This is a genomic window from Chitinophaga sp. 22308, assembly GCF_052045305.1.
GTDB lineage: Bacteria > Bacteroidota > Bacteroidia > Chitinophagales > Chitinophagaceae > Chitinophaga > Chitinophaga varians_A.
In genome coordinates this window covers 932,482-958,473 of sequence record NZ_JBQEOP010000001.1, presented here as the reverse complement: position 1 = coordinate 958,473, position 25,992 = coordinate 932,482, and the positions used below count along the sequence as shown (strand labels likewise).

Annotated in this window: 17 protein-coding genes; 4 read left to right on the top strand and 13 right to left on the bottom strand. The window is 52.1% G+C overall.

Features of this window, described 5'->3' with window-relative positions; translation table 11 throughout:
• Positions 1-2,532: a phosphocholine-specific phospholipase C gene (locus ACTJJS_RS03845; protein ID WP_440662491.1), complete on the top strand. Its 2,532-nt coding sequence runs from the start codon at positions 1-3 to the stop codon at positions 2,530-2,532.
• Positions 2,533-2,585: 53 nt separating this feature from the next.
• Positions 2,586-3,380, top strand: a complete 795-nt coding sequence (locus tag ACTJJS_RS03840) for a hypothetical protein (RefSeq protein WP_440662490.1) — start codon at positions 2,586-2,588, stop codon at positions 3,378-3,380.
• A gap of 44 nt (positions 3,381-3,424) precedes the next feature.
• Here the strand turns inward: ACTJJS_RS03840 and ACTJJS_RS03835 are convergent, their stop codons facing one another.
• The 10 genes from ACTJJS_RS03835 to ACTJJS_RS03790 form a co-directional block, all read right to left on the bottom strand.
• On the bottom strand, positions 3,425-4,423 hold the full coding sequence (locus ACTJJS_RS03835; protein WP_440662489.1) for a Gfo/Idh/MocA family protein: 999 nt from the start codon (positions 4,421-4,423) through the stop codon (positions 3,425-3,427).
• Positions 4,424-4,441: 18 nt separating this feature from the next.
• Entirely contained in the window at positions 4,442-5,635 is a 1,194-nt protein-coding gene (locus ACTJJS_RS03830) for a Gfo/Idh/MocA family protein (RefSeq protein WP_168869178.1), read from the bottom strand.
• Between the two features lie 23 nt (positions 5,636-5,658).
• Positions 5,659-6,852, bottom strand: coding sequence for a nucleoside permease (locus ACTJJS_RS03825; RefSeq protein ID WP_343744948.1), 1,194 nt, complete (start codon positions 6,850-6,852; stop codon positions 5,659-5,661).
• Positions 6,853-6,856: 4 nt separating this feature from the next.
• Positions 6,857-9,949, bottom strand: coding sequence for a PQQ-dependent sugar dehydrogenase (locus ACTJJS_RS03820; protein WP_440662488.1), 3,093 nt, complete (start codon positions 9,947-9,949; stop codon positions 6,857-6,859).
• A 166-nt stretch (positions 9,950-10,115) separates the two neighbouring features.
• Positions 10,116-11,708 (bottom strand): RagB/SusD family nutrient uptake outer membrane protein, encoded by a 1,593-nt coding sequence (locus ACTJJS_RS03815; protein ID WP_440662487.1) that lies wholly within the window; start codon positions 11,706-11,708, stop codon positions 10,116-10,118.
• Positions 11,709-11,726: 18 nt separating this feature from the next.
• On the bottom strand, positions 11,727-15,161 hold the full coding sequence (locus ACTJJS_RS03810; RefSeq protein ID WP_440662486.1) for a TonB-dependent receptor: 3,435 nt from the start codon (positions 15,159-15,161) through the stop codon (positions 11,727-11,729).
• A gap of 225 nt (positions 15,162-15,386) precedes the next feature.
• Positions 15,387-16,409 carry a FecR family protein gene (locus ACTJJS_RS03805; protein WP_440662485.1) on the bottom strand — a complete coding sequence of 341 codons (1,023 nt, stop codon included), beginning with the start codon at positions 16,407-16,409 and terminating at the stop codon, positions 15,387-15,389.
• A 618-nt stretch (positions 16,410-17,027) separates the two neighbouring features.
• Positions 17,028-17,165 (bottom strand): hypothetical protein, encoded by a 138-nt coding sequence (locus tag ACTJJS_RS03800; RefSeq protein ID WP_168869183.1) that lies wholly within the window; start codon positions 17,163-17,165, stop codon positions 17,028-17,030.
• Positions 17,166-17,315: 150 nt separating this feature from the next.
• Entirely contained in the window at positions 17,316-17,867 is a 552-nt protein-coding gene (locus ACTJJS_RS03795) for an RNA polymerase sigma-70 factor (protein WP_440662484.1), read from the bottom strand.
• A gap of 180 nt (positions 17,868-18,047) precedes the next feature.
• The gene (locus tag ACTJJS_RS03790; RefSeq protein WP_440662483.1) at positions 18,048-18,929 is read right to left on the bottom strand and encodes an MBL fold metallo-hydrolase; all 882 of its coding nucleotides are present in this window, start codon (positions 18,927-18,929) and stop codon (positions 18,048-18,050) included.
• A 213-nt stretch (positions 18,930-19,142) separates the two neighbouring features.
• Between ACTJJS_RS03790 and ACTJJS_RS03785 the strand changes: the two genes are divergently transcribed.
• Positions 19,143-21,233 (top strand): heavy metal translocating P-type ATPase, encoded by a 2,091-nt coding sequence (locus tag ACTJJS_RS03785; RefSeq protein WP_440662482.1) that lies wholly within the window; start codon positions 19,143-19,145, stop codon positions 21,231-21,233.
• A 25-nt stretch (positions 21,234-21,258) separates the two neighbouring features.
• Here the strand turns inward: ACTJJS_RS03785 and ACTJJS_RS03780 are convergent, their stop codons facing one another.
• A complete protein-coding gene (locus tag ACTJJS_RS03780; RefSeq protein WP_440662481.1) occupies positions 21,259-21,777 on the bottom strand; it encodes a DinB family protein in 519 nt (172 codons plus the stop codon).
• 141 nt (positions 21,778-21,918) lie between these two features.
• Between ACTJJS_RS03780 and ACTJJS_RS03775 the strand changes: the two genes are divergently transcribed.
• Positions 21,919-22,446, top strand: coding sequence for a DinB family protein (locus ACTJJS_RS03775; RefSeq protein WP_440662480.1), 528 nt, complete (start codon positions 21,919-21,921; stop codon positions 22,444-22,446).
• Here ACTJJS_RS03775 and mgtA read toward each other — a convergent pair whose 3' ends face one another.
• Entirely contained in the window at positions 22,447-25,158 is a 2,712-nt protein-coding gene (gene mgtA / locus ACTJJS_RS03770; protein WP_440662479.1) for a magnesium-translocating P-type ATPase, read from the bottom strand.
• Positions 25,159-25,360: 202 nt separating this feature from the next.
• Positions 25,361-25,987, bottom strand: coding sequence for a hypothetical protein (locus ACTJJS_RS03765; protein WP_440662478.1), 627 nt, complete (start codon positions 25,985-25,987; stop codon positions 25,361-25,363).
• Positions 25,988-25,992: the final 5 nt, after the last annotated feature.

The window sequence follows — 25,992 nt, the reverse complement described above, 5'->3', positions numbered from 1 at the left end:
ATGGACACTCGCAGGGAATTCCTGAAAAAATCCTTATTGCTTTCCGGCGCCGCCGGCTTTTCCACTATCATGCCGGCATCTATTCAACGTGCGCTCGCGATAGACCCAACACCTGGCAGCACCTGGCTCGACGCAGAACACATTGTTATACTCATGCAGGAAAACCGCTCCTTTGACCACTGCTTCGGCACACTGCAGGGCGTCAGAGGCTTCCGCGACCCTCGTGCCATACCGCTGCCCGACCTGAAACCCGTATGGTTCCAGACCGACGATAAAGGAGATACCTACGCGCCATTCCGCCTCGATATCAAAGACACTAAAATCACCTGGATGGGCTCATTGCCCCATTCCCGCGCCAGCCAGGTCGATGCCTACAACGCAGGCAAACATGATCAATGGCTGCTGGCAAAAAAACCGGGCAACAAACAATATGCACACATGCCGCTCACCATGGGCTATTTCACACGCGAAGACCTCCCCTTCAACTACGCCATGGCAGACGCTTTCACCATATGCGACCAACACTTCTGTTCCGGCATGACCAGCACCACGCCTAACCGCTCCTTCTTCTGGACAGGTAAAATCAACAGTGAAGAAAACGGTCGCACCAAACAAAACATCCGCAACGACGACTTCAGCTACGGCAAACACACCTGGAAAACATTCCCGGAACTGCTGTCTGAAAATGATATTCCCTGGAAATTTTATCAGAACGACCTTAGCTGCGGCGGTGGCTTCAAGGGCGAAGAACGCGCATGGCTGGCCAACTTCGGTTGTAACCTCCTCGAATTCTTCGAAACATATCATGTGAAGTTCTCCTCCCGCTATATCCAAACGCTGCACAAACAGGTAGAAACGCTTCCGGAAGAGATCAACAAACTACAGGAAGCCTCACCTTCCTCCGATGAAGCCGCGCAGAAAATACGCACCGACATCGCGAAAAAACAGGAAGTACTGGACAACGCCACCAAAGAACTGGCCCAATGGAACAAAGAAAGTTTTGAAAAACTGTCGGCGCAACAAAAACAGCTGTACTACAACGCCTTTGTGATCAACAGCGGCGATCCCAATTTCCGCAGCGTGACCACGTTCCAATATTCTGACGATGGACGGGACCGTAAAGTCACGGTGCCGGCAGGCGATATCCTGCACCAATTCCGTCAGGACGTACGTGATGGCAAGCTTCCTGCCGTGTCCTGGCTCAGCGGCCCGCAGAATTTCTCCGATCACCCCAGCGCTCCCTGGTACGGCGCCTGGTATGTGTCAGAGATCATGGACATCCTCACCGGCAATCCCGAAGTATGGAAGAAGACCATCTTCATCGTTACCTACGATGAAAATGACGGCTACTATGACCACGTGCCGCCGTTCTCCATCCCGGATGAAAATAAACCCGGCACCGGCAAAGTGTCCGCGGGTATTGACACGGAAGTGGAACATGTAAGACTCGAAAATGAACTGGCGCAGGGCATCCTTCAGAAACAGGCCCGCGAAGCGCCTGTGGGACTGGGATTCCGCGTTCCCTTGATCATCGCATCGCCCTGGAGCCGCGGCGGCAAAGTATGCTCACAGGTTTTCGACCATACGTCCACGTTGCAGTTCCTCGAAACGTTCGTGAACCGCAAATACAAAAAACAGGTACACCTGGATAATATCAGTCAGTGGAGACGTACCATCTGCGGCGATCTTACCGCTGCCTTCAGCACCTTTGTTCCTAAAAAAGAAAAACTGCCTTTCCTGCAAAAGGAAAAGTTCGTGCAGGATATCTATAACGCACAGTTCAAAAACATCCCTGCCGGTTTTCAAAAACTGACAACGGAAGCCATCGCACAAGTGACCGGCAAACCCACGCCGGCCCATCTGCTGGCGCCGCAGGAAAAAGGCGTGCGCCCCTCTCCTGCCCTGCCTTATGAGCTGTACGCTGAGATTGAGTGCCAACCCGGTTCCCACCAGGTGAAAGCATCTTTGGCTGCCGGCAACAAAATCTTTGGCGCGGCAGCCTCAGGTTCACCGTTTACCGTGATAGCACCGGTGACTTACAAAGACGATAAAGGCAACACCGACAAATGCCGCAACTGGTCCTTCGCCGTCAAAGCCGGTGACCAGCTGCATTATGAATGGCCGCTGAGCGCATTCGAAAACAACCGCTACCACCTGCTGCTACATGGACCGAATGGTTTCTTCCGCGAAGCAATTGGCAATACCGAAGATCCGGCCATCACCACTACGTGTACGTATGAACGAAACAAATCCACCCAAAAGCCCACAGGCAATGTATTGCTCTCCCTGGCTAATAATGGCGGTAAACCACTGAGCATTACCATCCGGGACAACGCCTACGGTAACAAAACCATTACCCGTACGGTGACAAGAGACCAGTCCGCGCAAATCCTGCTGCCGTTGCAATCCAGCCACGGATGGTACGATTTCACGGTACTGGCCGATGGTCATGGTCAATACGCCCGGAGATACGCCGGCCGCGTGGAAACGGGCCAGGAAAGCATTACGGACCCGTATATGGGAAAAGTTTAGGATAATTTATGGAATCCGGGCTGCTGACTGCATCCTGCATAAAAAAACCACCCATGAAGTTTTGTTTTTTTATGCTCTCCCTCCTGTTCAGCCTCTCTGCCTGCGGCCGGCAGCCCGGTTCCGCTTTACCTCTCCTGGCCCGTTACGACTCTGTCGGCACCGGCATCCTGCAAATCAGTTTTACAGAAAAAATTCCGTTGTACGCCAATGCCGGCGACAAAACACCCTTCGACACACTGGCCGTCAGGCAAAAGAAAGACGGCAGCTATGCTTTCCTGACAAAAGTGCTCAAAACCCGCTTCGCCCCTTACCGTTTTTTTGAAGGAGACACCTACGAAACAGGCCGCCGGCATATCAACATGGGACTGGTACACTTCTCTCCGGAGTTACAGTTCCGCGTAGTGGAGGCAACGAAAACATATTTCCGGGTGGTGATCAATGAAAAAGAAAAGCTCACCTGTTTTATCCGCATTCAGCCCGGATATGCTGTGTATAAAACGATGGTACAAAAAGACCTGCATAACAGCTTGCCTGTTAACGGTAAAAAAGGCGCCTATAATCCCAACTGGTACCTGTATGAAACCTGGGGAAATTTGCTGCAACGGTCAGCTATCGTTCATGTCAAACCAGATATGCCGCTGTTTGAATCGCCAGGGGGCAAACGGATTCCTTTTCCCAAACGGGACGACTACTGCGATGATTGTTTTAAAGTGGGAGAAGTACGGGGAGATTGGGCACAGCTGACAGACCGGGAAGATTATGGCCGCAAAAAGAAGCCCTACGGCTGGGTGAAATTCCATAACGGCCAAACGCTGACCGTCGCCTATGTGGAATTCCTGTACGAGTAAATAAAGTCCCGAAGCAGACACGAGGCCCGCCCCGGGACAGGGCGCTACGCATTCATCATTACAGGAGCGCCTTTTTTCTTTTTGCTGGCATCGGCTGCTTCCATGAAGGCCATCATCTCGATAGTCTCCTGCGGGTCCACCGGCACCACACCAGTCTGGAAGAAGGAAGTGATCTGCAATACCAGCGGCTGGTACGAGTTGAAATCACCGATGGGCATAATGCCTTTTTCGCCAAAAGCATGGCCGCCAAAACCATACGGGCCTTTGATAACGCCGCGCAGGGTGCCAATACGGCCATCGGCCCATACGCCAGTCACCTGGTCCATGTCTGCGGAGGTGGTGCGTGTCACCTTACGGCAACCGGTACCCATCAGGGCAAACAACATTTCCACGCCATGGATACCGTACCAGAATAAGTCCGGGTGCGTTTTCTCCGTAGGCGACGGCGTATACACGTCTGCCCCGGCCACTTTGCCGATCTTGCCCTGCTTCACCTGCTGGATGCTGTCAATAAAACGTAAGGCGGAAGAAGAGAACACCGGCACGTTATGTTTTTCGGCTGCCTTAAAAATCGCTTTGGTATCTGCCAGGGAAGCGGCTATGGGCTTATCGATAAAAACCCTTTTGCCGGCTTTAAACACCGGGAGCGCCTGTTCCAGGTGCACACGCCCATCGTTGGACTCCAGCAGCACTACGTCTACCTTTTCCAGCAACGTTGCAATGGAATCCACGATCTCCACGCCCAGCTCTTTTACTTTAGTGAGGTTACCGGGCACCATCTCCAGGCTGGAAGCAATGTCTTTACTGCCCTGCGGATAAGCGGCCACCACTTTAAATCCATGGTAGGCAGGATCTGCGTTTTGTGCGTTCAGCATTTTGGTGAACTCCACACTGTGCGAGGTGTCCAAACCAATGATGCCTACCCGTTTTCCTGTTTCGGCAGGCGTGCCGGCAAACAGGGAGCCGGCCCGGCCCACAAGGCCGAGCCCTACACCCGTTATTGTCGCTGTTCTGAGAAATTTCCTGCGATCGTATGCGGTCATATCTTTTTATTTGGATGATTAGCGGGTCACTTCAATGATCTTACCGCTTTGTTTTTCTTTTAATATCAGTTTCGTGCTGCCGAAATGTGTTTTCTCTTCCTTGATCAGATAATGTTTGTCATCATAATCCACCAGCGAAGCGCCTTTGTCTACTCCTTCGCGGCCACGCCATATCTCCAGCTTCACCGGCTCCCACTGTTTGCTGGCAGCGCTCCGGTAAGCTGCGTCCAGCACAGCGTTCACCACATAACCGTCATAAAAGGATTCACGCGGCGCCTTGTTTTGTTCGATGGCGTTGAACATGTCCGTGAACATATGATTGTATCCCAGGTCATTTAATTCATCCCCTACGGGAAACAACCAGCCGGTGTTGCTCTCTGCTTTCTCCGCAACATACTCCGCACCTTTGCCGGTGGTGAACATATCAAAACCGGTACGCAGGAAGCTGTTGAGCCAGATCGTTCCTTCGGTGCCCATCACCTCGTCGCGCAGGTCAAGGCCGCCGCGGAAAGTCCAGCTTACCTCAAACTGGCCAATGGCACCGTTTTCATACCTTACCAGACCGATGGCATGGTCTTCCGCATCAATTGGTTTTACCTGAGTATCTGCCCAACACATCACTTCTACCGGTTTGATGTCTTTGCCGATAAAGCTGCGGGCGATCTCTACGCAGTGACAACCTAAATCAAGGATACAGCCGCCGCCGGCCTGTTCTTTGTCCCAGAACCATTCGCTGTGCGGACCGGGATGCGTTTCCCGCGACTTGGCCCAGAGGATACGGCCTAAGGCGCCGTCCTGCACGCTTTGCAGGGCTTTGGAGAATTTAGGCGTATATACCAGGTCTTCCATATAACCGTGGAAAATGCCCGCCGCTTCTACGGCTTCCAGCATCCTTTTGGCTTCCTCAGCGTTACGGCCCAGCGGCTTGGTGCAGATCACCGCTTTCTTTGCTTTACAGCAGGCCATCACGGCCGCTTCATGCAGGTTGTTGGGCAAAGCGATACACACCACGTCCACCTCCGGATGATTGATGGCATCTTCCATGACCGTCGTCCAGTGAGGCGTTTGATAGTCTGCCGCAAATTTCTGCGCACTTTCTTCCCGGCGGGAATAAATGCTGACGATCCTGTCTTTACTGCGCTGGCTGTGGATGGAATCGGCGTAAAACCGGCCGATAAAACCACTGCCCAGCATGGCAATTTTTCTTCCCATATAAAAATGTTTAATTGTTATCGTTATTGTTGATCATCATCCCGGAATAAAAAAACAAACAACAGCAGGAACACACCGGTAATACCGGCCGGCACCAGCCAGATGGCCTGCCAGTCGTACACCGGACCGGTGGCTGTTATCCCGCTGAAGCGACGCGCCACAAACCCTGACACGTAAGATCCTACCAGCATGCCGATGCCATAGGTGGCCAGCGTGATCAATCCCTGCGCAGCGTTCTTCACGGCTTCTCCTGCTTTGCGGTCGGTATAGATCTGCCCCGTCACGAAAAAGAAATCGTAACACATGCCATGCAGCACAATGCCGCCATACAACATCCAGGTGCCCGTGCCACTGTCGCCATAGGCAAACAATACATACCGCAGTATCCAGCAGGCCATGCCCAGCACCAGCATACGCTTTACGCCCATGCGCACAAACAGCAACGGCATCAGCAGCAGGAACAGGAACTCGGAAACCTGTCCCAGCGTCATTTTACCCGCGGCATTGCTCATGCCGCTGTCATTCAGGAAAGCGTTGGTAAAACTGTAATAAAATGCCAGTGGTATACACACGGCAATAGCCGTGATAAAAAACAACCAGTAAGCGCGGCTTTTAAACAACACCAGCGCGTCCAGTCCCAGCACATCAGACAGCTGCACCTTTTTCTTCACCGGTGGCGTATCGGGCAGAAAAAAGCTGTAAACGCCCAGTAACAAAGAACTGGCAGCGGCAATATGAAAGGTGGCGGCACTGGCTTCCACCTTAGCAAAGCCTATTAGCAAACCGGCAATGATCCATCCTACGGTGCCGAATACACGCACGGAGGGAAATTCCCTCCCGGCATCGGTCATCTGCCGGAAGGAAATAGCATTGGCCAGCGACATGGTAGGCATGTACAACAAGGTATACAGTAATATCAGCCACCAGAAACTACCAAAATCATGTACGCTGCCTGTCAGATAAAGCGTGGCCGCACCTGCCAGATGTAATACGCCCAGCACCTTCTGCGCCGCAAAAAAACGGTCAGCTATCAACCCCACGAAAAAAGGGGAGATAATGGCCGCAATAGAAAGATTGGCATACGCTGCGCCCACCTGCACCGCGTCGGCTTTCAACGCGGTGATCAGGTATGTGCCCATGGTGACATACCAGGCACCCCAGGTAAAGTACTCCAATAGCATCAGGACGGACAGCCGCAGCCTTACGGAAAGGGACATACGATCAGTTATTGTTGGAGAAATTGATCCAATCCATGTTAAAGAGATAACCATCTTTACCATCGTTGCTTTTGAACACGAAGTACAGGTCATGCTGCCCCGTCACCGGCTGTACTGCCGCGGACACCGGCTTCCAGCCTGCTGTTGGCCCGGCTGCTGCTGCAGTTCCGGCTTTCACTATCGCCTTGCCTGCCAACGGGCCATCTGGCTTGTCCAGGTGGATTTCCACCACACCGCCAATACCCTGTTCCTGCACGTTGAACTGCATGCTTTTCACGCCGTCCATATACAGATGGTTGAACCGGATATAGCTGTTGTTGCGCACAGCTGTATAAGCCAACCCTGCTGTAGTGATCGTGATGAGGTTTACATTCCCTTCATCAAAATCTTCAGCCTGCACCCGCGGGTTTCTCAGCATGAGATAATCCCTGCTGGTGATCGGCTCTATATTATTGGCGCCTTTATCGGTATAGGTGGCCATCAGCAGATAGCCGCCCTCATTGCCTTTGCCGGCATGTGCCTTAAAAGACTGCACGCCCCGCATGGGCAGGGTGCCCTGCACGCTGCTGAGAGACAGAATGTAATGCACGATCTCCTTGGCATCGTCAGCAGACATGTCCGGATGGGCGGACATGGTACGGTTGCCCCAGCTGCCGCTGCCGCCGGCAATAATTTTGGCCGCCAGTTTGTTCATGTTTGTCTCGTTGTCGGCATAACGTTTGGCCACCTCCCGGAGGCTGGGGCCAATAGAGGTGGTATTCTCCGTATGGCACGACTTACAGTCCAGCGACCAGAACAACTGATGTCCTTTGGCGAACTTCGTATTGCCGGCACCGTTATTAGCGAGTACCAATGCGAAATCTTTTCCCATCGGGAGATAATCAAACGTGATTTTGATCTTGCTGCTGTCAGGGGTGCCATCTTCCGGATCGGTGACCATCACTTTATAATCCAGTGCGGCATTGTCCCAGTAAAAGCTCCTGTTTGCGGAGGTCATGATCCGCACGTCCGGCGGCGTATTGCCTACCTTGATGTCCACGGAAGAGGTACCCTTCCCGCCATGGTCGTCAGCTACCGTCAGGTCTACTTTGTACACGCCGGGCTGAGAAAATGTGTAATCCACCTGCTCACCGCTAAGTTGTTTGTCCCCTATCTTCCAGGTATAGGTGAGCTTGTCGCCTTTGTCATAGTCCATAGAACCGGCAGCGGAGAGTTTCACCGTCATCGGCGCACCACCATACAACTGGCTGCTGCGTATATTCGCCACCGGTTGACGGTTGCCTTCCGAATACGTAATACGCACCAGTTTGGCATTGGAGTTTTTGGAAAACCAGTTGGTGCCATATTCCAGCATGTAAATACTGCCGTCGGGCGCAAACTTCATGTCCGTAGGTGCCGCGAAATCAATATTCTCGAGGAAAGGCTCCATACGCAGGTAATTGCCGGCGGAGTCCAACGTGACGGCCATGATCCAGTGTCGCATCCATTCGTAGATAAACAGTTTTCCGTTGTAATAATCAGACAGCTTATAAGGCGCGTTCTTAAACTGATCGCTGTAGAATACCGGTCCGGCCATGGCAGTCTCCCCGCCTTTGCCAACCATCGGGAACACCGGAGAAGCGGCGTCACCATACCATATCATGGCTGGCTGTGCAGGCGGCAGTTCCTTGATACCGGTATTATGTGGTGAATTATTCACAGGGCGCAGCGGATCTTTACCTGGTCGCTCTTTCATGGTAGCATAGTCCAGCAAAGGATAGGCTTCGTTGTTACCATTGAAGTAAGGCCATCCGAAGAAACCGGGTTTCTTTGCCTGGTTGATTTCATCGAAGCTCAGCGTGCTGCCTTCTGCGGACGGGACTTTCGTGTCCGGCCCTACATCGCCCCAATAGACAAATGCATTTTTCATGTCTACAGAAAAACGGTAAGGGTTGCGGCATCCCATCACATAGATTTCAGGACGGCCTTTGGAGCCGTCTTTCGGGAAGAGGTTGCCCTCGGGGATAGAATAAGTTCCGTCCGGCTCTGGCTTAATACGCAGGATCTTGCCGCGCAAATCCATGCTGTTGGCCGAACTGGCCTGATCATCCGACAACTCTCGGCCGGGCCTTTCATCTACGGGCGTATAGCCATGGGTTTCTTCCGCATTGGTATTGTCACCGATAGATAAATACAACAGGTCTTGCGGCCCGAAGAACAGGTAACCCGCAGAGTGGCAGCAATAGCGGCGTTGCGTGGGCACCTCCATCAGCACTTTTTCGGAAGACATGTCCAGCGTGTCGCCATGCAGTTCGAGGCGGACAAGTTTATTGTACCATTTTTCTCCGGCGGGCGCGTAGTAAAAATATACCCAATGATTTTTTTCATAATGAGGGTCTAATGCCACGCCCAGCAAGCCGTCTTCAATACCGCTGAACACATCGAACCGGCCAATGGTTTTGGTTTGTCGCTGGCGGGCGTCATAGAGTTTCACGGCGCCTTTACGTTCTACGAACAGTACGTTTCCACCGGGAAGAATGCACATCTCCATCGGTTCGTCCAGGCCGTGGTCCAGTACCGTATAGGTGTAACGGTTAGTGTCCGGTGGCGCAATGGTCAAGGATTTGCTGTAGTCCGGCCAGGCATTGTTGCCTACCAGGTAACGGACAGCAGGTTGTATGGTTGCAGCCGCAGCTGTGGCAGGCACAATGTAAAGGCGGCCTTTGTCCTGTTCCAGCTCCTTTCCTTCCGGCAGCGTGTTCCACTCGCGCAGCCAGGGCCATCCCTGTTTAACGGCCGCGCTGTCTTTCACGGCGAGGATACCGCCACCACCGGCTTCCGCATAACGTTTCAACGCCGGTATGTCGCGGTAGTTCAAACTGTCTGTCAGTGAAAAGGGCACACATACTGCGCTGAAGCCTTTCAGGGAATCATCCTGGAAATACTGCCTGTCGCCGGTAAGTACTATCTGCCAGCCTTCTTTTTGTCCTGCCTCCTGTAATTGCTTTACCCAGGGGCTTTCTGTGTTTTTAGTGTAACATAAAATACGGGTAACAGAACGTTTGGCCCCGCATGCCGTAAGCAATGCGAGCAACACAGGCAACCATAGTTTTTTCATTTCTTTCGATTATAGCGTTCACTTATGTCAATTACGAATTACGAATGGGGAACTGCCTGACTGTAGGAATCCCTTATTTGCCTTTACAGATATTTTCTTAACTGTCTTGAAAATCCATTGCGATCCGGCCTTTAATGAACCCCAATTCGTAATTCGTAATTCGTAATTAATAACCGGGATTTTGTTGGATACCACCGCCGGTCCGGTCTATTTCCTGTTGCGGTATCGGGAAGAGGTATTTACTGCCGGAAGCAGGCGCTCTGAAGGCGTTGCCTTTTCCGTTGGAATAAGGTCTGGTGGAATAATCTTTCATGGTGGTCACATAGATGTTCCAGCGCAGCAGGTCGAACACGCGGCCGTATTCGCATCCCAGCTCCACGCGGCGTTCGTGTCGCAGGGCCTTGCGCAGGTCATCGCCGGCAGATACCGCCGGCAGTGGCGTGGCCGCTACCACCCGTTTGCGGGACACGGCTTCCGCGTCAGTATGGGAAGAGTTGCTGGCGCGGTTGCGCACCATATTGATATAATTGGCAGCCTCCTGTTTGCTGCCGCCACTTTCAATCAAGGCTTCAGCGTACATCAGCAGTACGTCCGCATAACGTACCAGGTGCATGGTCCAGGCATCGTTGCCCCATCCTTGGCCGCGGCGGTTGGCGGGCAGGAACACTTTGCGGTTGTGATGGCCCGTATTCGGATAGGAAGAGAAGTCCAGCGTTTCTCCGCCGGGGAACACATCTCCCTGGTCGAGGATGGTGAAGAGAATACGAGGATCTCCGGCCTCATACTCATCTACCAGTGACTGCGTAGGACAGTCAAAGCCCCATCCGCCGACGTTGCGTGGCGAGCAATAGACAGGCAGCGTGGTGCCGTAGATAAATGCAGCGGGATCATCGCCGAAAATAATCGGGAATACCGCTTCAGGGCTTTTATAGCCGTCTTTCAGGAACAGCGCCTGGTACTGGGGGTCCAGGCTGAAGGCGTTGGCATCGATCACTTTTTTGGCCGCATCGCGGGCTTTGGCGTAGAGGGTTTTATCATCTTCAGCGAAAAAAAGATAAGCCCTTGCCTGTACGGACCATGCCACTTCTTTGGTGACACGGCCCAGTTCTGTGGCTGGCAGGTCGTTGCGGGAAGGCAGCGCGGCATCGTTGCCCACGGCCTCCAGCTCACTGGTGATGAACTGAAACACCTCACTGGAAGCGGCACGCACGATCTTGTTGCGGTCTTCCACCTGCAGCGTTTTTGTCAGCAGCGGCACGCCGCCGAATACACGTACCAGGTCCAGGTAGTAGTAGGCGCGCAGAAAACGCACTTCCGCGAGGTAACGGCCCTTGGTTTTGTCATCAATGGGATTGCCTTTGCTATCGATTAGTTTGGCTTCAGGAAGCCGTTCCAGCGCCACATTGCAGTTGCCGATACCTTTGTAGCAGGCAGCCCACAGGCCGTTGAGCGTTTCATTATTGGCAAGCGCACGGCCAAAGCCCAGGTCCACTACAAAAGGACGGTCGTTGGCGTCGGAACCGCCTTTATCACTTTCGTCAGTGGCCATATTGCCCAGCTCCGCAATCGCTGCCTGATATCCCCAAAACTCATAAAATCCAAGGTAGCAGTTGACAACCGTCTTGAAACCCGCATCCGGCGAAGTGTAGAAGTTGTCGTCCGTTTGTTTTCCCAACGGCGGCCTGTCCAGGTAATCCTTAGAGCAGGAAGCGGCCAGTAAAAGCATCAATAACGGTAAGGTATATACGATCTTTTTCATTACAGACATTGTTAAGGATTAAAATTTAGCGTTCACGCCTACCATAAAGGTGCGGGCCTGTGGGAAGTATCCCTGGTCAATACCGATCAACCGGGGGTTGGCATTGCCCATCTCCGGATCAAGTCCGCTGTATTTGGTGAAGGTGAACAGGTTCTGCGCGCCTACGTATAACCGTAACTGTGGTATACGTGCCCTCTCCAGCCATTTTTCAGGGAAGTTGTAACCCAGCTGGATATTCTTCAATCGCAGATAGGAACCGTCTTCCACAAAGTAGTCAGACACGCTGCTGTTGAGCGCTGAATTGGAATTGATACGGAAGTACTTGTTAGTGGAGCCGGGGCCGTTCCAGGATTTTTCCAGGAAACCCTGTGGCGCATTGTACCAGCCGGTGCCGGACTCGGTATCATAACGCAGGATGTTCATCACGTCATTGCCTTGTGAGCCCTGCCAGAACATGCCCAGGTCAAAACGTTTATAGTTCAGGTTGATGTTTAAACCATATACGAAATCCGGCCAGGGGTTACCGATCATGGTTCGGTCAGCCGCATCCAGTTTGCCATCGCCGTTGATGTCCTTGAAGCGGAGATCGCCCGGGCGGGAGCTGGCGCTTTGCGGGCTTTTGTTCACTTCTTCCTGTGTCTGGAAGATACCATCTGTCAGCCAGCCATAGTAGTACCCTACCGGCTGACCTACCTCTGTTTTGGTGATCGTTTCCCCCAGGTGGGCAGCGGTATAGATCGGCTCTCCCCCACCCATGCTCAGCACTTCATTACGGAAGGTAGACACGTTAAGACGCACGTTATAGGAGAAATCTCCGAACTGATGGCTATGTCCAATTGATACTTCCCATCCTTTGTTCACCATACTGCCTGCATTGCTCCAGAAATTGGTGGAAGGGTAACCCATCGTGGTGGGTATAGGTACCACCACCAGCATGTCTTTTACCTTTTTATTGTAATAGTCTACGGTCACATCGAGGAGGCCGTCCCACAGCGTCAGGTCCAGCGCCAGGTCTGTCTGCTGGGATGTTTCCCATTGCAGGTTGGGGTTAGCCATAGTAACGCGCCCCGCGCCCAGGAAAGGGTTGCTGCTGCTGCCAAAGAGATAGCGGCTGGAATTGTCGTAGGTCGACAGATACAGGCCGCTGACATCCACATACTGGTTGCCAACGGTACCATAACTCGCTCTCAGTTTACCGCTGCTCAACCATTTCAGGTTGGCATTTTTGATGAAGTTTTCTTCCGTGAAGCGCCATGCTGCGGAAGCAGACGGGAAAGTTCCCCAGCGATGGCCGTTTCCGAAGTTGGAACTGCCGTCCCGGCGCACATTGGCTGCCAGGATATAACGGTCGGCATATACGTAGTTGATACGCCCGAAGAATGACTGTAACGCGTTGGAGAAAGTATATCCGGAAGCACCGGGGTTCATCGTGGCGGCGTCGATGATACGCATATCCACATTATTGTTCACGATGTTCTGCTTCGATGCGCCATAGTTAAGCCCTTTGGTAAGCTCCGCTGAAATACCCGCCAATGCGGTGATATGATGTTTGCCAAAAGTCTTGTCAAAGTTCAACGTGTTCTCCCATACAAAATAGTTGCCCCAGTCGGAAGTATTGCCAACGGTATTATAGGTAGCGTAGTCGAAGGAATTCAGGAAGTATGCCGGCTGGAAAGTTTTAGAGATGCCGCGGCTCAGGTCCATCCCGAAATTACTGCGGAAGGTCAGCGGCTCGAGGATCTTCACGTCCAGCGCCGCTCCGCCTTTGATGGCAATGCCTTCCCACACGCTCTGTTGCATGCGTTCCACCTGTCCCACCGGATTGGGTTTGTTGGTGAACAGGATACCGGCATATTGTGAATATGGGTTATTGGCTTCATAACCGGTCATGATACGCTGGTAAAAATCCGGGACGCTTTTCAGGTTGTTGCGGTATACCGGTGTGATCGGATCGGCGGCCATAGCGCTGAAGATGGTGCCGGTAAAGGGGTTGTTCTCGTCCACATTGCGGCGGTTTTCATATACGAGGCCGAAGTTGGTGGAGAGTTTCACCCGCGGCCCGATATCAGCCGCCACATTGGTGCGCCAGGTGATGCGTTCATAGTCAGACCCTTTCACGAGCCCCTGTTGTTTCATATATCCGGCGCTGGAAGCGTATACCAGGTTTTTACCTGCGCCGCTCACGCCTACATTGTAGCTTTGTATGGGTGCATTGCTCTGGATGATTTCTTTCCACCAGTCGGTACCGTTAGGACCGCTGTTATCGTTCACAAACTTGAGCACCTGCGCCACTTTCTCGGGGGTATCGATATCGGTGGGCAAGGGTGCGCCACCAGCGGTATTGGCCTGTATTTTATATTTGATGAAGTCTGCCGCGTTCAGCATGTGTGGCCGTTTCCAGGCCGACTGCCAGCCGGTGTAGGTATCCAGTGTGACATGCATTTTGGTGTCATTGCGACTGCCTTTGCGGGTAGTGATGATCACTACGCCGTTGGAGCCTCTGGAGCCATAGATGGCTGCCGTGGAAGCGTCTTTGAGGATGTCCATCGCCTCAATATCGTTGGGGTTCAGCCAGCCGATATCTGTCTGCGGCAGACCGTCAACGATATACAATGGCGTATTGCTGCCGCTGATAGATCCGATACCACGGATACGTACCACCGGAGGAGATCCGGGGCTGCCGCTGCTCTGTGAAACGGTCACGCCGCTCACCTTGCCCTGTAAAGCTTCGGCCGCGTTGCGCACAGGCACGTTGCGCAGGTCTTTACTGCTGACAGAGCTGATAGCGCCGGTCACATCTTTTTTTCGTTGGGTGCCGTAACCGATCACCACTACTTCATTGAGGCCGCTGGTGGATTCTTTGAGGACGATGTTCATCAGCTGTTCGGCGCCCACCGGAATTTCCTGTGTGATGAATCCCATATAGCTGATCACCAGTATCGCTCCGGCGTCAGCCTGTAAAGAGAAGCGTCCTTCCGCGTCTGTTACCGCGCCTTGGCTGCCACCTTTTACTTTTACAGACACGCCTACCAGCGGTGTGCCTTTCTCATCGGCCACTTTACCGGTAACCCTGCCTGCGCTTTGTTCTGATTTGGGGGAGATGACCACCAGGTTGTTGTCCACGATGCGGAAAGCCAGCGCGGAACTGTCCAGCATCCGCCGCATTATTTCCGCCAGGGGGGCGTCTTTTACCTGCAGGTCTATCTTGCCCAGCTGCCGGATGGCGGTATAGTTATAAAAAAAACGATAGTTGCTTTCCTGCTGGATCTTTGCGAAGATCTTGTCTGCGTCAGCCCTCACGAAAGTGAGCGTGAATTTTTCCTGCGAAAAGACGGTTGCTGAAGCGTGTAAACAGGACAATAACACCACAACAAAACATAACTTCATAATGAGGAGTAGTTTGACTGTCTGGCTGAGCGCATAGGAAGCCCCTCCAAATCTGCTTTTTTTCATAGATTTGTTTTAGAAAGGTTTGTAAAGAAGGGTGTAAGTGAAGTTTCTCAGGCTGACTTACCCCTGTACATACACATAAGCCTTTTGGGGAAGAGCACACCTCTTCCCTTTCTTTTTCGGACGAAGCTTATCTCATCCCTCATACATGTTTTCAGGTAATGCGTGCGTTTGACCGTGTGTTCATTACAGGTGATTTTTGAGTTGATAAAATGTTGCTATGATGTGTTATCTGGACAGGTAAACCTGTTGCTGTACTATCCTATAGTGGAATCCCGTGGTCATCTGCAACAACCGCAGCGCCTTGTTGATATCTTCTTTTTCAAATACGCCGCTCAGTATTTCTTTCTGCAGCGTTTCGTCTTCAAAAACTATATTGACATTGAACTGCCGTTCCATTTTGCGGGCCACCTCCGCGAAGGTTTCATTCATAAAGGCCAGCTTCTGATTGCACCAGGCTGTTTCCATCACCAGGCCGGGATCTTTGCTGCTGGCCAGTTCCTGTACCCTAAAGTTGACATGTTGTATACTGTCCCGCTCCTGCCATACCGTATGTTGATCGAGTGACAGCACCAGTTTTTCGCGGGGCAGCAGCACTACTTTTTTCTCGGGGCTGTTGCGCATCATCACCTGTACTTTTCCGGTGATGACCGCCACCTCCGCCTTCTGATCGTCGCCATAGGCCTTTATATTAAAAGAAGTGCCCAGTACCTGGATAGCGAGATTATCGGAATGAACAATGAAAGGCTTGTTATCATCTCTGGCCACATCAAAAAACACTTCACCGGCAACTGCCACGTCCCTGCTTTTACCAGCAAAACGGGCATCGTAGCTTATCTGGCTGCCGGCATTGATCCATACCTGTGTGCCGTCCGGCAGCAATGCCTTAATGGTGCTGCCCATCGGTGCGCTGATCTGTTGCAGTGCCAGTGCCGCGGGTTGTTTTTTGCGGGCCAGCCACCACATGCCTGCACTTACAGCCGCCAGCAGCACCGCCGCCGCAGCCCACCAGTAAGGACGCCTGGAAGACGCCACCGGTGACGGTGTTTGCAGGAACGCTTCCATCTTCTCCCAGCCTTCCGTCACCACAGCCGTATCCTGGACCGGCGCGGACATCGTGTCCAGCACGCTTTCCATGAAACGATAATCCGGGTTTTCCGCCAGCAATTGTTCCAGTTCTTCCAGCTCCTCCCTGCCTGCGGCCCTGCCGGCTTTCCGCGCCATCAGCTCCAGTATTCTTTCTGCTTTCATTGAATGGTTAGATAGTGTACCTGCGAAAAGGACACAGATAAAAAGCAGATTCCCTAAAAGGATTAAAAAAAATTTAAAATGAGATTAGTGGGGAGAGCGAGAGTTCAATCAGGCGGAGATTTTAATCTGATTCGAATTCTCGATTCAAATCCCAATTCGAATTCTCAGAGCTCAATATTGGTAGCGTCTTTGCGCATTCTCTTTTTGGTGCAAACCGGCTTAATGGGTAACATCATACTCTGTTTTTACTCTATAAAACTTATGTCGGTTCATGTAAAGGGTAAAACCATTAACGCCTATACGGAGTTTTAGAATATTGAAAATCATAGTTATTGTAGTCTTGTAACATCGCCTATAAAGATGAATTTGACCTCGAAAGTCCCAAAGGGACTTGAATACATCTTAGCCCAGGGCGTGAGCCCTGGGAATTCGGGAGAAGCAGCGAAAATCCACCCCAAGCCGGAACATTGGAACGTTGCAACAGGGAAATAGGGTACGCAGAAACAGAGAAACATAAAACCACGAAAATATAGAAGCGTATATCTACGAAAAACCTCCAACATAAAAAAGACCGGCCCAAAAGGCCGGCCCATAGTTGTTCGTTATTGTTTTTTCGGTTTATACGAGACCGGTGGTAGTACACCAGAATGTATTAGGGGGAATAGTTGCTTTCTCGGCTTTTTGCTGGCCGGGTTCATTCAGTTTTGCAATTCTGAGTTTGGAAACGTCGAGTTTCTTTTTGGTTTTCTTTTTCATAACAAACGGTTTAACGCGAAAAACATGGCGCTTACTCTTTTCTGAAGGTTTTCAGCTTTCCCTTGTCCTGTCAGACAATGCAGGTTTTTAGTGTGGCAGCAAAATCGAATAAGCAACAATTTACAAAACGTATGTGAGAAAATACCGCAGTCAGACCGTTATGTGTTGCAGAAAGGGTTGAAGCGAAGCCGACAGTTTTTTCATCGCGATCATCAGCTGTGCGTCTACTGTTTTGGTCGAAATGTTCAGGATACCGGCCACTTCTTTATAAGACAGCCCGTCTTCTTTTATCAATTTAAAGATCATCCTGCATTTGGGAGGCAGCTGCCGGATGGCCGCTGCAATAGCGTCCTGCAGTTCGTGGGTCAGCAACAGTTGCTCGGCGCCGGCGCAAAAGCGGACTTGCGGCACCTGTACATTGTCCAGGTCCGCCTCCTCGAAGGTGGTGGCAGCCCTCAACTGGTTGAGTGCCGTATGTTTCACCGCCACATAAAGATATACCTTGATGTTGACTATCTCCTGCAGGGTATGACGCCGCTGCCACAGCTTTACAAATACGTCGTTCACAGCTTCCTCCGCCTGCTGATGTTGCTTCAGGAATGCCAGGGCAAACTGATAAAGCGGGAACATCTGCTGCTGGTAAAAAGCCTTAAAAGCCAGTTGGTCGTCGTGAAATTGTATGCGGTAAAGCAGCTCCTTCATATTTCATCGTGCGTAAGCACAATATAAAAATAATTTAATAAACTAGGGTAGTTTTTAAATTATTTTTTTAAATAAAAATGGATGAGCGGTTGGAGAGAACGGGCTAAAACGAATTATCGGTACACAGGTGCATCTGCGGCGACGGCAGATGTCTTTTATCAAGACAATAACAGCGGAAACCTACCGGTTGACCGGCTGGCCGCTCAGTATATCCCTGACCGTTTGCCCCGGCAATACCCGGAAAACGGGAATATTCAACGCATACCGCTCACACAGCTGCCGGATACTTTGATCTATCTGCTCCGCTGCATACCGCGATGAAAAATGCCCCAGCACCAGCTGTTGCACATTGGTGGCGCTCACCATCTCTATCACCTCTTCAAGGCGGCTGTGCAGGTTCTTATAGGAAGGATGTTCAATCACTTCGTCGCCCCCCAGGAAAGTGGCCTCATGGATCAGTATCTCCGCATCCTGCCAGGTATCCGGACTGGCTACCGGCGTATCGCCGGAATAACTGAGGATGTTACGGCGTACCTCGATGGTCGTTTTCTCTTTTCCCTGTTCCCGGCCTATTCTTCGTATATCCTCCTGCGTTAGCGCCGCCAGTTCGGGGCGCAACTTGCGCCTCGTCTGCATGATCTTATAACCCAGGCTGCGCACCACGCCCGGAGCGGCGCGCACATGCTCATTACGCAACGGCACCACCAGTACATCGTCTTTGATACGGATTTCATCACCCGGCGCCACCGGCATCCATACCGTTCCTGACACATGTGGGTCAAATCTCTTGCAAAATGCTTCCAGTGCAGGGTACGAACCTCCGTCTCTCGGGTAACAGATAACCGGAAAACCATCCCGCGCATTCAATTGATTGAGCTGTAATAATCCGGTCAGATGGTCCCTGTCGGCATGTGAAATAAACACATGACTGATTTTTCTGCTTTTCTGCAACAAAGTGGCACTTACGCCGTCTCCCGCGTCCAGCAGGATGCCCAGCTCTTCTACAAAATACCAGGTGGAAAACAGGGCCGTGGAATAGCCGGTGATCGTTAACGCTTTCATAGTCCAAAGCTACGGATATTAACGGCCGCTTTTTGCAACGACGGTGTAAAAATAGAATGGGCGGGCATTGCAGGAATAGTTAATTTTGTGTCATGTGGATAAGAGCTACTGTCATACCGCATACCCTGATAATTTCCAATAACAAGCATCATTGACAATGCCTGTGCGCTCATGACGTGCTGCAGCATTTTTGTGCCCATAAAAAGCGTTATCATGAAAGAAAATATGACCGCAACGCCTCCTGCACCCAAACCGGCCCATGCCTGCGATGGCGGCCATCAACACAAGCCCGGAGAAAAACATGACCATGGCGACCATGATCACGGTCACGCCCATACGATGATGATATTCGGCAAAAACACCGAACTGTATTTCAGCCTGCTATGCGGCGCCACACTGGCCATCGCCTGGATACTGGGGCGTACGCTCGTCGCGGCAGGAACAATGCCGGAAGCCGGACTGCTGCCCATCCTGATTGCATCCTATATTTTCGGTGGTTTTTATACTGCTAAAGAAGCGATCGAAACCATCTCCAAAGGCGGTTTTGAAATAGACTTCCTGATGCTGGTGGCAGCTGCCGGCGCAGCTATTTTAGGGAAATGGGAAGAAGGCGCCCTGCTGTTGTTCCTCTTCAGCCTCGGTCACTCGCTCGAACATTATGCCATGGAGAAAGCCCGCAAATCCATCACGGCACTGGCCGACCTGGCGCCTAAAACGGCACTGCTCAAAACCAACGGCGGCACCAGAGAAGTGGAAACATCAGAGCTCAAAGCCGGCGATGTTATCGTGGTAAGGCCCAACACCAAAATATCGGCAGACGGTATCGTGGTGGCAGGCACCAGCAGTGTAGACCAGGCGCCTATCACCGGCGAAAGCGTACCAGTGGACAAAATGCCGGTCGATGATCCTGCCAACGCACTGCAACAGGTAAAAGATTTAAATGCCCGCTATAAAGTATTCTCCGGCTCCATCAACGGCAACGGCTCCCTCGAAATCATGGTGAGCCAGCCCGCCAGCGACTCCACTATTTCCCGGCTGGTGAAAATGGTTAATGAAGCACAGTCACAGAAGTCACCGACGCAACAGTTCACCGACCGCTTCCAGCGCATCTTCGTGCCGGCAGTGCTGATACTGGTGCTGCTGTTATGTTTCGCCTTTCTGGTGCTCGACGAACCTTTCAGCGCCAGCTTCTACCGCGCTATGTCCGTACTGGTGGCGGCCAGTCCCTGTGCCCTGGCTATCTCCACGCCCAGCGCGGTACTCAGCGGCGTAGCCAGAGCCGCCCGTATGGGAGTGCTCATCAAAGGCGGCCGTCCGCTGGAAGACCTGGGCAACCTCACCGCGGTAGCTTTCGATAAAACCGGCACCCTCACAGAAGGAAAACCACGGCTGACCAACGTCATTCCCATGAACGGCAACAGTGAAACTGATCTGCTGCAGGCTGCCGTGGCCGTGGAAGCCCTCAGCGACCATCCGCTGGCCAAAGCCATCGTTCGTGACGGTAAAGCCAAACTTGGCAATACGGCCTTCCCCGAAGCGCAGCAGCTGGAAGCCGTCCTCGGCAAAGGCATCAAAGCCGCCTGGCAGGGCGCACCGGTATACATCGGCAATCTCGCCCTCTTCGAATTACTCGATGAACATCGTCCGGCGGCAGAACTGACCGCACAGGTACAGGAACTGGAACGTGGCGGCCACACCACTATGGTGGTGCGAAAAGGGACTGTTTACGCCGGTATCATTTCGGTGATGGACACACCCCGCCCGGAAGCGGCAGAAGTGCTTAAAACGCTTAAAAGCTCAGGAATACGGCGCATGATCATGCTCACCGGCGACAACCAGCAGGTGGCAGATGCAGTGGCCCGGCAAATCGGTCTCACCGATGCCTGGGGCAACCTGCTACCGGAACAAAAAGTGGAAGCCATCCAAAAACTTGCCTACGATGAACATAAAGTCGCCATGATAGGCGACGGCGTCAACGACGCCCCTGCCATGGCCAACAGCACGGTGGGCATCGCTATGGGCGCAGCCGGATCGGACGTAGCCCTTGAAACGGCAGACATCGCGCTCATGGGCGACAAACTCACGCTCCTGCCCTTCGCCATCGGCCTGAGCAGAACAGCCAGCAAAATCATCAAACAAAACCTCTGGATGAGCCTCGGCATGGTAGCCATCCTCATCCCGCTCACCATCACCGGCATCGCCTCCATTGGCCCGGCGGTAATGGCCCACGAAGGCTCTACGCTGGTAGTGGTGTTCAACGGACTACGGCTCCTCGCTTACAATAAAAAAATCCCGGGAAAATAACCCGGGATTTTTTCCCATTATCGTATCAGGCGTAATGCTTACGCAGAAACGCAGCTATCGCCGTCAAATGATGATTGTCATGCTCGGCAATAAAATACAACATGTCAGCCAGCGATAATACCTGTCCCAACCGCGGATGCATCGCCTTCCTCTCCAGATCTGCCGGCGAAAAATGCTCCACCTGCTTAAGAAAATTATCCCGCACCTGCCGGAAATGATACACCAGCTCACTGATCGGATATTGATTGTGATGGGCCGCCACAGTGGCTTTGTTGTCAGGGTCTGCCGGCGTCAGCTCCCGCCCCGCCCGCAGGTCTTCCAGCCGCTTGTCATGCAGCAGCTCAATGTCTGAAAGATGACCAATATGCTCCTTCACGGACCACTTGTCATGTTCCCGGACCTCCATGATATCTTCCGGTACCAATACTGTCATCTCATCCAGCCGCGGCGCAGTAGCACGCAACCGCTCAACGAAAAAAGGAATGTAATCCACCGTATGCCCAAACTGAAAGCGGCGATCAGACCATTTCAATAATTCCATCATAATAAAAAACCTCCTGTAAGTGTAACGCCCCGTAAACGGAATTGTTGCCCGCCTTTCCACTCATATATTTCCCTTGGGACGAACAACAGGAAACACTATCTTCATGCGCATTATTCATCCCCAAACAATTTCAACAGCGTTATGAGAAAGCTACTCCCCGTATGGCTTATGCTGGCGTCCGTACACGTACTCGGACAAACGGCCACGCCTACCCTGAAATCCGTTTTACTGACACAACTCCGCAGTACACACAATAAGGCGGACTGGTTCGTGCCAGCCAACACTGCCGTGGAAGGCCTTACGGCTGAACAGGCCAACTGGAAAGATGGCAGCGGCAACCACTCTGTAGGCCAACTGGTGCAACACCTCGTGTTCTGGAACGAACGGCAGCTCAACAAGTTCCTCGGAAAAGAAGTGAAGGACTTCAAAGGCGACAACAACGAAACATTTGCCAATGTAGACAAAGCAAGCTGGGAAACAGCCGTAAAAAAACTGGACGAAATACTCACCGGACTGGAACAATTCGTCGAAAAAGCAGACGATAAAACACTCGCCGCCGCCGCCGGCACCATCGCCAATATCTCCACCCACAATGCCTATCATACCGGGCAGATCATCTTCGTCCGCAAGGAACAGGGATCATGGAACCCGGAACATGGCGTGAAATGATTACAGCCAGCTCTGAAAACGCCGGATGAACCAGTTTTTGATCAGCTGCGTTAACACACAATAGCTGGTCAGGATAGCGAACAGGAAAGGGAAATATTGGACCGGCATGGACTGCATTTTTAATGCCGCGGCCAGCGGACTGAATGGCAGTAAAATACCAATGGCCATTACCAGCGTTGTCAAAGCCAGCACCGGCGCGGTAGCCCAGCTTTGAACGAACGGCACCTTGCGCGTACGGATCATATGCACAATCAGCGTCTGTGACAACAATCCTTCTATGAACCAGCCGCTCTGGAAAAATGCCTGGTGCTCCGGCGTATTGGCTTTAAAAAAGAAAAACAACAAGGCAAATGTCAGGTAATCAAAAATGGAACTGATAGGCCCGATGAAAAACATAAACCGTGCAATACCGGAAGCATCCCACTTTTTAGGTGCTTCGAGATATTCCTTGTCCATCCGGTCCCAGGGAATGGCTATCTGCGAAATATCATACAACAGGTTCTGCACCAGCAACTGAATAGGCAACATCGGCAGAAACGGCAGAAACGCACTGGCCCCCAGCATACTGAACATGTTCCCAAAGTTGCTGCTGGCGGTCATCTTGATGTACTTGATGATATTCCCAAATGTCCTGCGGCCGTAGATCACGCCTTTCCGCAATACGGTCAGGTCTTTTTCCAGCAGGATAATGTCCGCGCTTTCTTTAGCGATGTCGGTCGCAGTGTCCACAGAGATGCCTACATCAGCTTCTCTCAAAGCTGCAGCGTCATTGATGCCGTCTCCCATAAAACCGACCGTATGCCCTTTCTGCTGTAATACTTTCACCACACGGGTTTTCTGTAGGGGACTTAGCTTGGCGAAGATGCTGATGTTATCGATTTCTTTTGTGAGCTCAGCATCGCTGATATTGTCCAGGTCCGGCCCCAGCAGGATATTGTTGACCGGTATTCCTACGTCCCGGCATATTTTTTTGGTAACGATCTCGTTGTCGCCGGTCAGCACTTTCAATGTAATGCCCAGCTGGTGCAATGCTTCTATAGAGGGTTGGGCGGAAGGTTTGGCGGGGTCCAGGAAACCAATGAAGCCGGTCAGCGTCATGTTGTTTTCATCCGCCACGCCATACGTCAGGGCGCGGTTGTCGAACTCCTTAATGGCGACCAGCAACACGCGCAGCCCTTCTTCATTGAGCTTGCGGGAAATACGGAGGATATGGTTGCGCATACCTTCGTCCAGCACCATGACGTTATCATTTTCGGGGTGCAGTTCTTTGTCTTCTCCGGGGTTAAAAGCATGTGAACAAAGGGCCAGCATCTCTTCCACGGCGCCCTTGCAGATGAGCAGGTGCTTGCCGTTGCGCTGCTGCAATATCACGGACATGCGGCGGCGCTGGAAATCGAACGGTATTTCGTCTATCTTGGTAAAACGGTTGCCCGCCTGGATATGCTCATGTACCTCCACATGCTCCAACACGGCCTGGTCCAGCAGGTTCCTCAGTCCTGTCTGATAGTAGCTGTTGAGATAAGCCCATTTGAGCACTTCTTCGTCATCCTGCCCCAATACGTTCAAATGCCTTTCCAGTACTATTTTGTCGATGGTGAGTGTGCCGGTTTTATCAGTGCACAGGATGTCCATGGCGCCGATATTCTGAATGGCGTTCAGCCTTTTTACGATCACTTTGCGTTTGCTCATGCTCAGCGCTCCTTTGGCCAGGTTGGCGGTAACGATCATGGGCAGCATTTCCGGCGTAAGCCCAACGGCAACGGCTATAGCAAAAAGCAAAGCGGAGATCCAGTCGTGTTTTACCAGTCCGTTGATCACAAAAATCAACGGCACCATTACCAACATAAAACGGATCAGTAGCCAACTGACACTGTTCACACCTTTATCGAAACTGGTTTCCGCCCTTTTGGTGGTCAGGGTTTTGCTAAAGGAGCCAAAGTAAGTCTGATCACCGGTGTTGATGGCGATGGCTGTAGCGGCGCCGCTCACCACATTGGTGCCCAGGTAACATATGTTCTCCAGTTCAAAGGGTACGCGGCGTTCGGCATCTGCAATGCTGAATTCCTGTTTCTCTACCGGCAGCGCTTCGCCAGTAAGCATCGCCTGGCTCACGAACAGGTCTTTTGATTGCAGCACCCGGCAGTCTGCCGGTATCATGTCGCCGGCAGAAAGCAGGAAAATATCCCCGGGAACGATCTCCTGGATGGGTATCTCCCGAGCGCCTTCTGGATGGCGCAGCACCATGGCAGTAGTTTTCACCATGCCTTTGAGTTTCTCCGCGGCGCGGTTGCTGCGGAACTCCTGCCAGAAACGGAGTACGGAGCTCAGCACCACCATCACGCCCACTACGCAGACGGTTTTGTAGTCCTGCTCACCGGGAGCAGCCAGCCACACGTCCATGATAAAGGATATAATAGCAATCACGGCCAGTACGCCGATGAAGGGATTGATGAAAGCCTGTAGGAATTGTTTGTACCAGGCGGGCGCTTTTTTGTGGGTGATTTCATTGAGCCCGAACACCCTGCGCTTGGTTTGCACCTGGTTTTCTGTAAGACCGCCTTCCTGGCTGTCCAACACGTTCATGGCACCGGCCCTGTCGCTTCGCGCCACATGGCGGAGCTTCTTCGCTGCCAGTACATTAAATCCGTCTGCAGTTACCTGCTGGGTAAAGGGTATGTGCCGCCTGATGCTGCCTGCTGCTGTTCTGATCATGACTGTAGAATAGTTTAATGGTCAGCCGGGGCGGTCTCTTATCAGGAAGAAAACAGGGCACCCTGGCTTACATTACCGGTATGTCCGGGTCCTGCGTCCATAGTGATAAATATTTGTTGACAGGACAAAAATACTACAGCCTGCGCGGGCAGGCTGTTAGAGGGGCTTTAGAAAAGTATTAGAAAATCATTAGAGGCGGTAATTATTTTCTCACCAGCTTGGTCACCTGGTCCATGCTGGAACTCACGATCGTAGCTGTTCCATTTGCTGAACTGTTTTTAGTATAATTCACGCGTGATTTTAACACCAGCGTATCCCCTTTCCAGCTCAGTTTGCAAGCCATCGGTTGTCCGGTAAGAGGAGCATCAATGCCCGGAAAGGATACGGTGGAAGCCTGGCTGTACAGGGAATCATTCGCTTTGAGTTCGTATGAAGCCAAACTGCCTGAAGCCGGTATGGTAACACGCCACGGCAGCTCTTCCGATTCCATAAGCTCACCATTCACGTAACTTGCCCCCTTCACTTTTGTATCTACCATGTAACTGATGTCCTTAGAGGTCATCATCCGTTCATCGAAAGTGACGGTACCTTTGTTCTCAATGCTGATATAATCGAAATCAGTAATCCCTTTTAAAGTATTGCCTTCCATGTCACTGGCCGAAGTGACTGACTGCCCCTTTAATTCCATGCCGGCAAATTTCCAGGTGCCGGTCAATTTGTTGGACGGGTTGTTTACAGCAGGATCGGGGTCCGGGCCAGCCATGGGGCCTTTGGAGCAGGATGCCAGGATAAGTGCAGCAGCTAACAGGAACAGATAGGTACGGGTCATGGGAC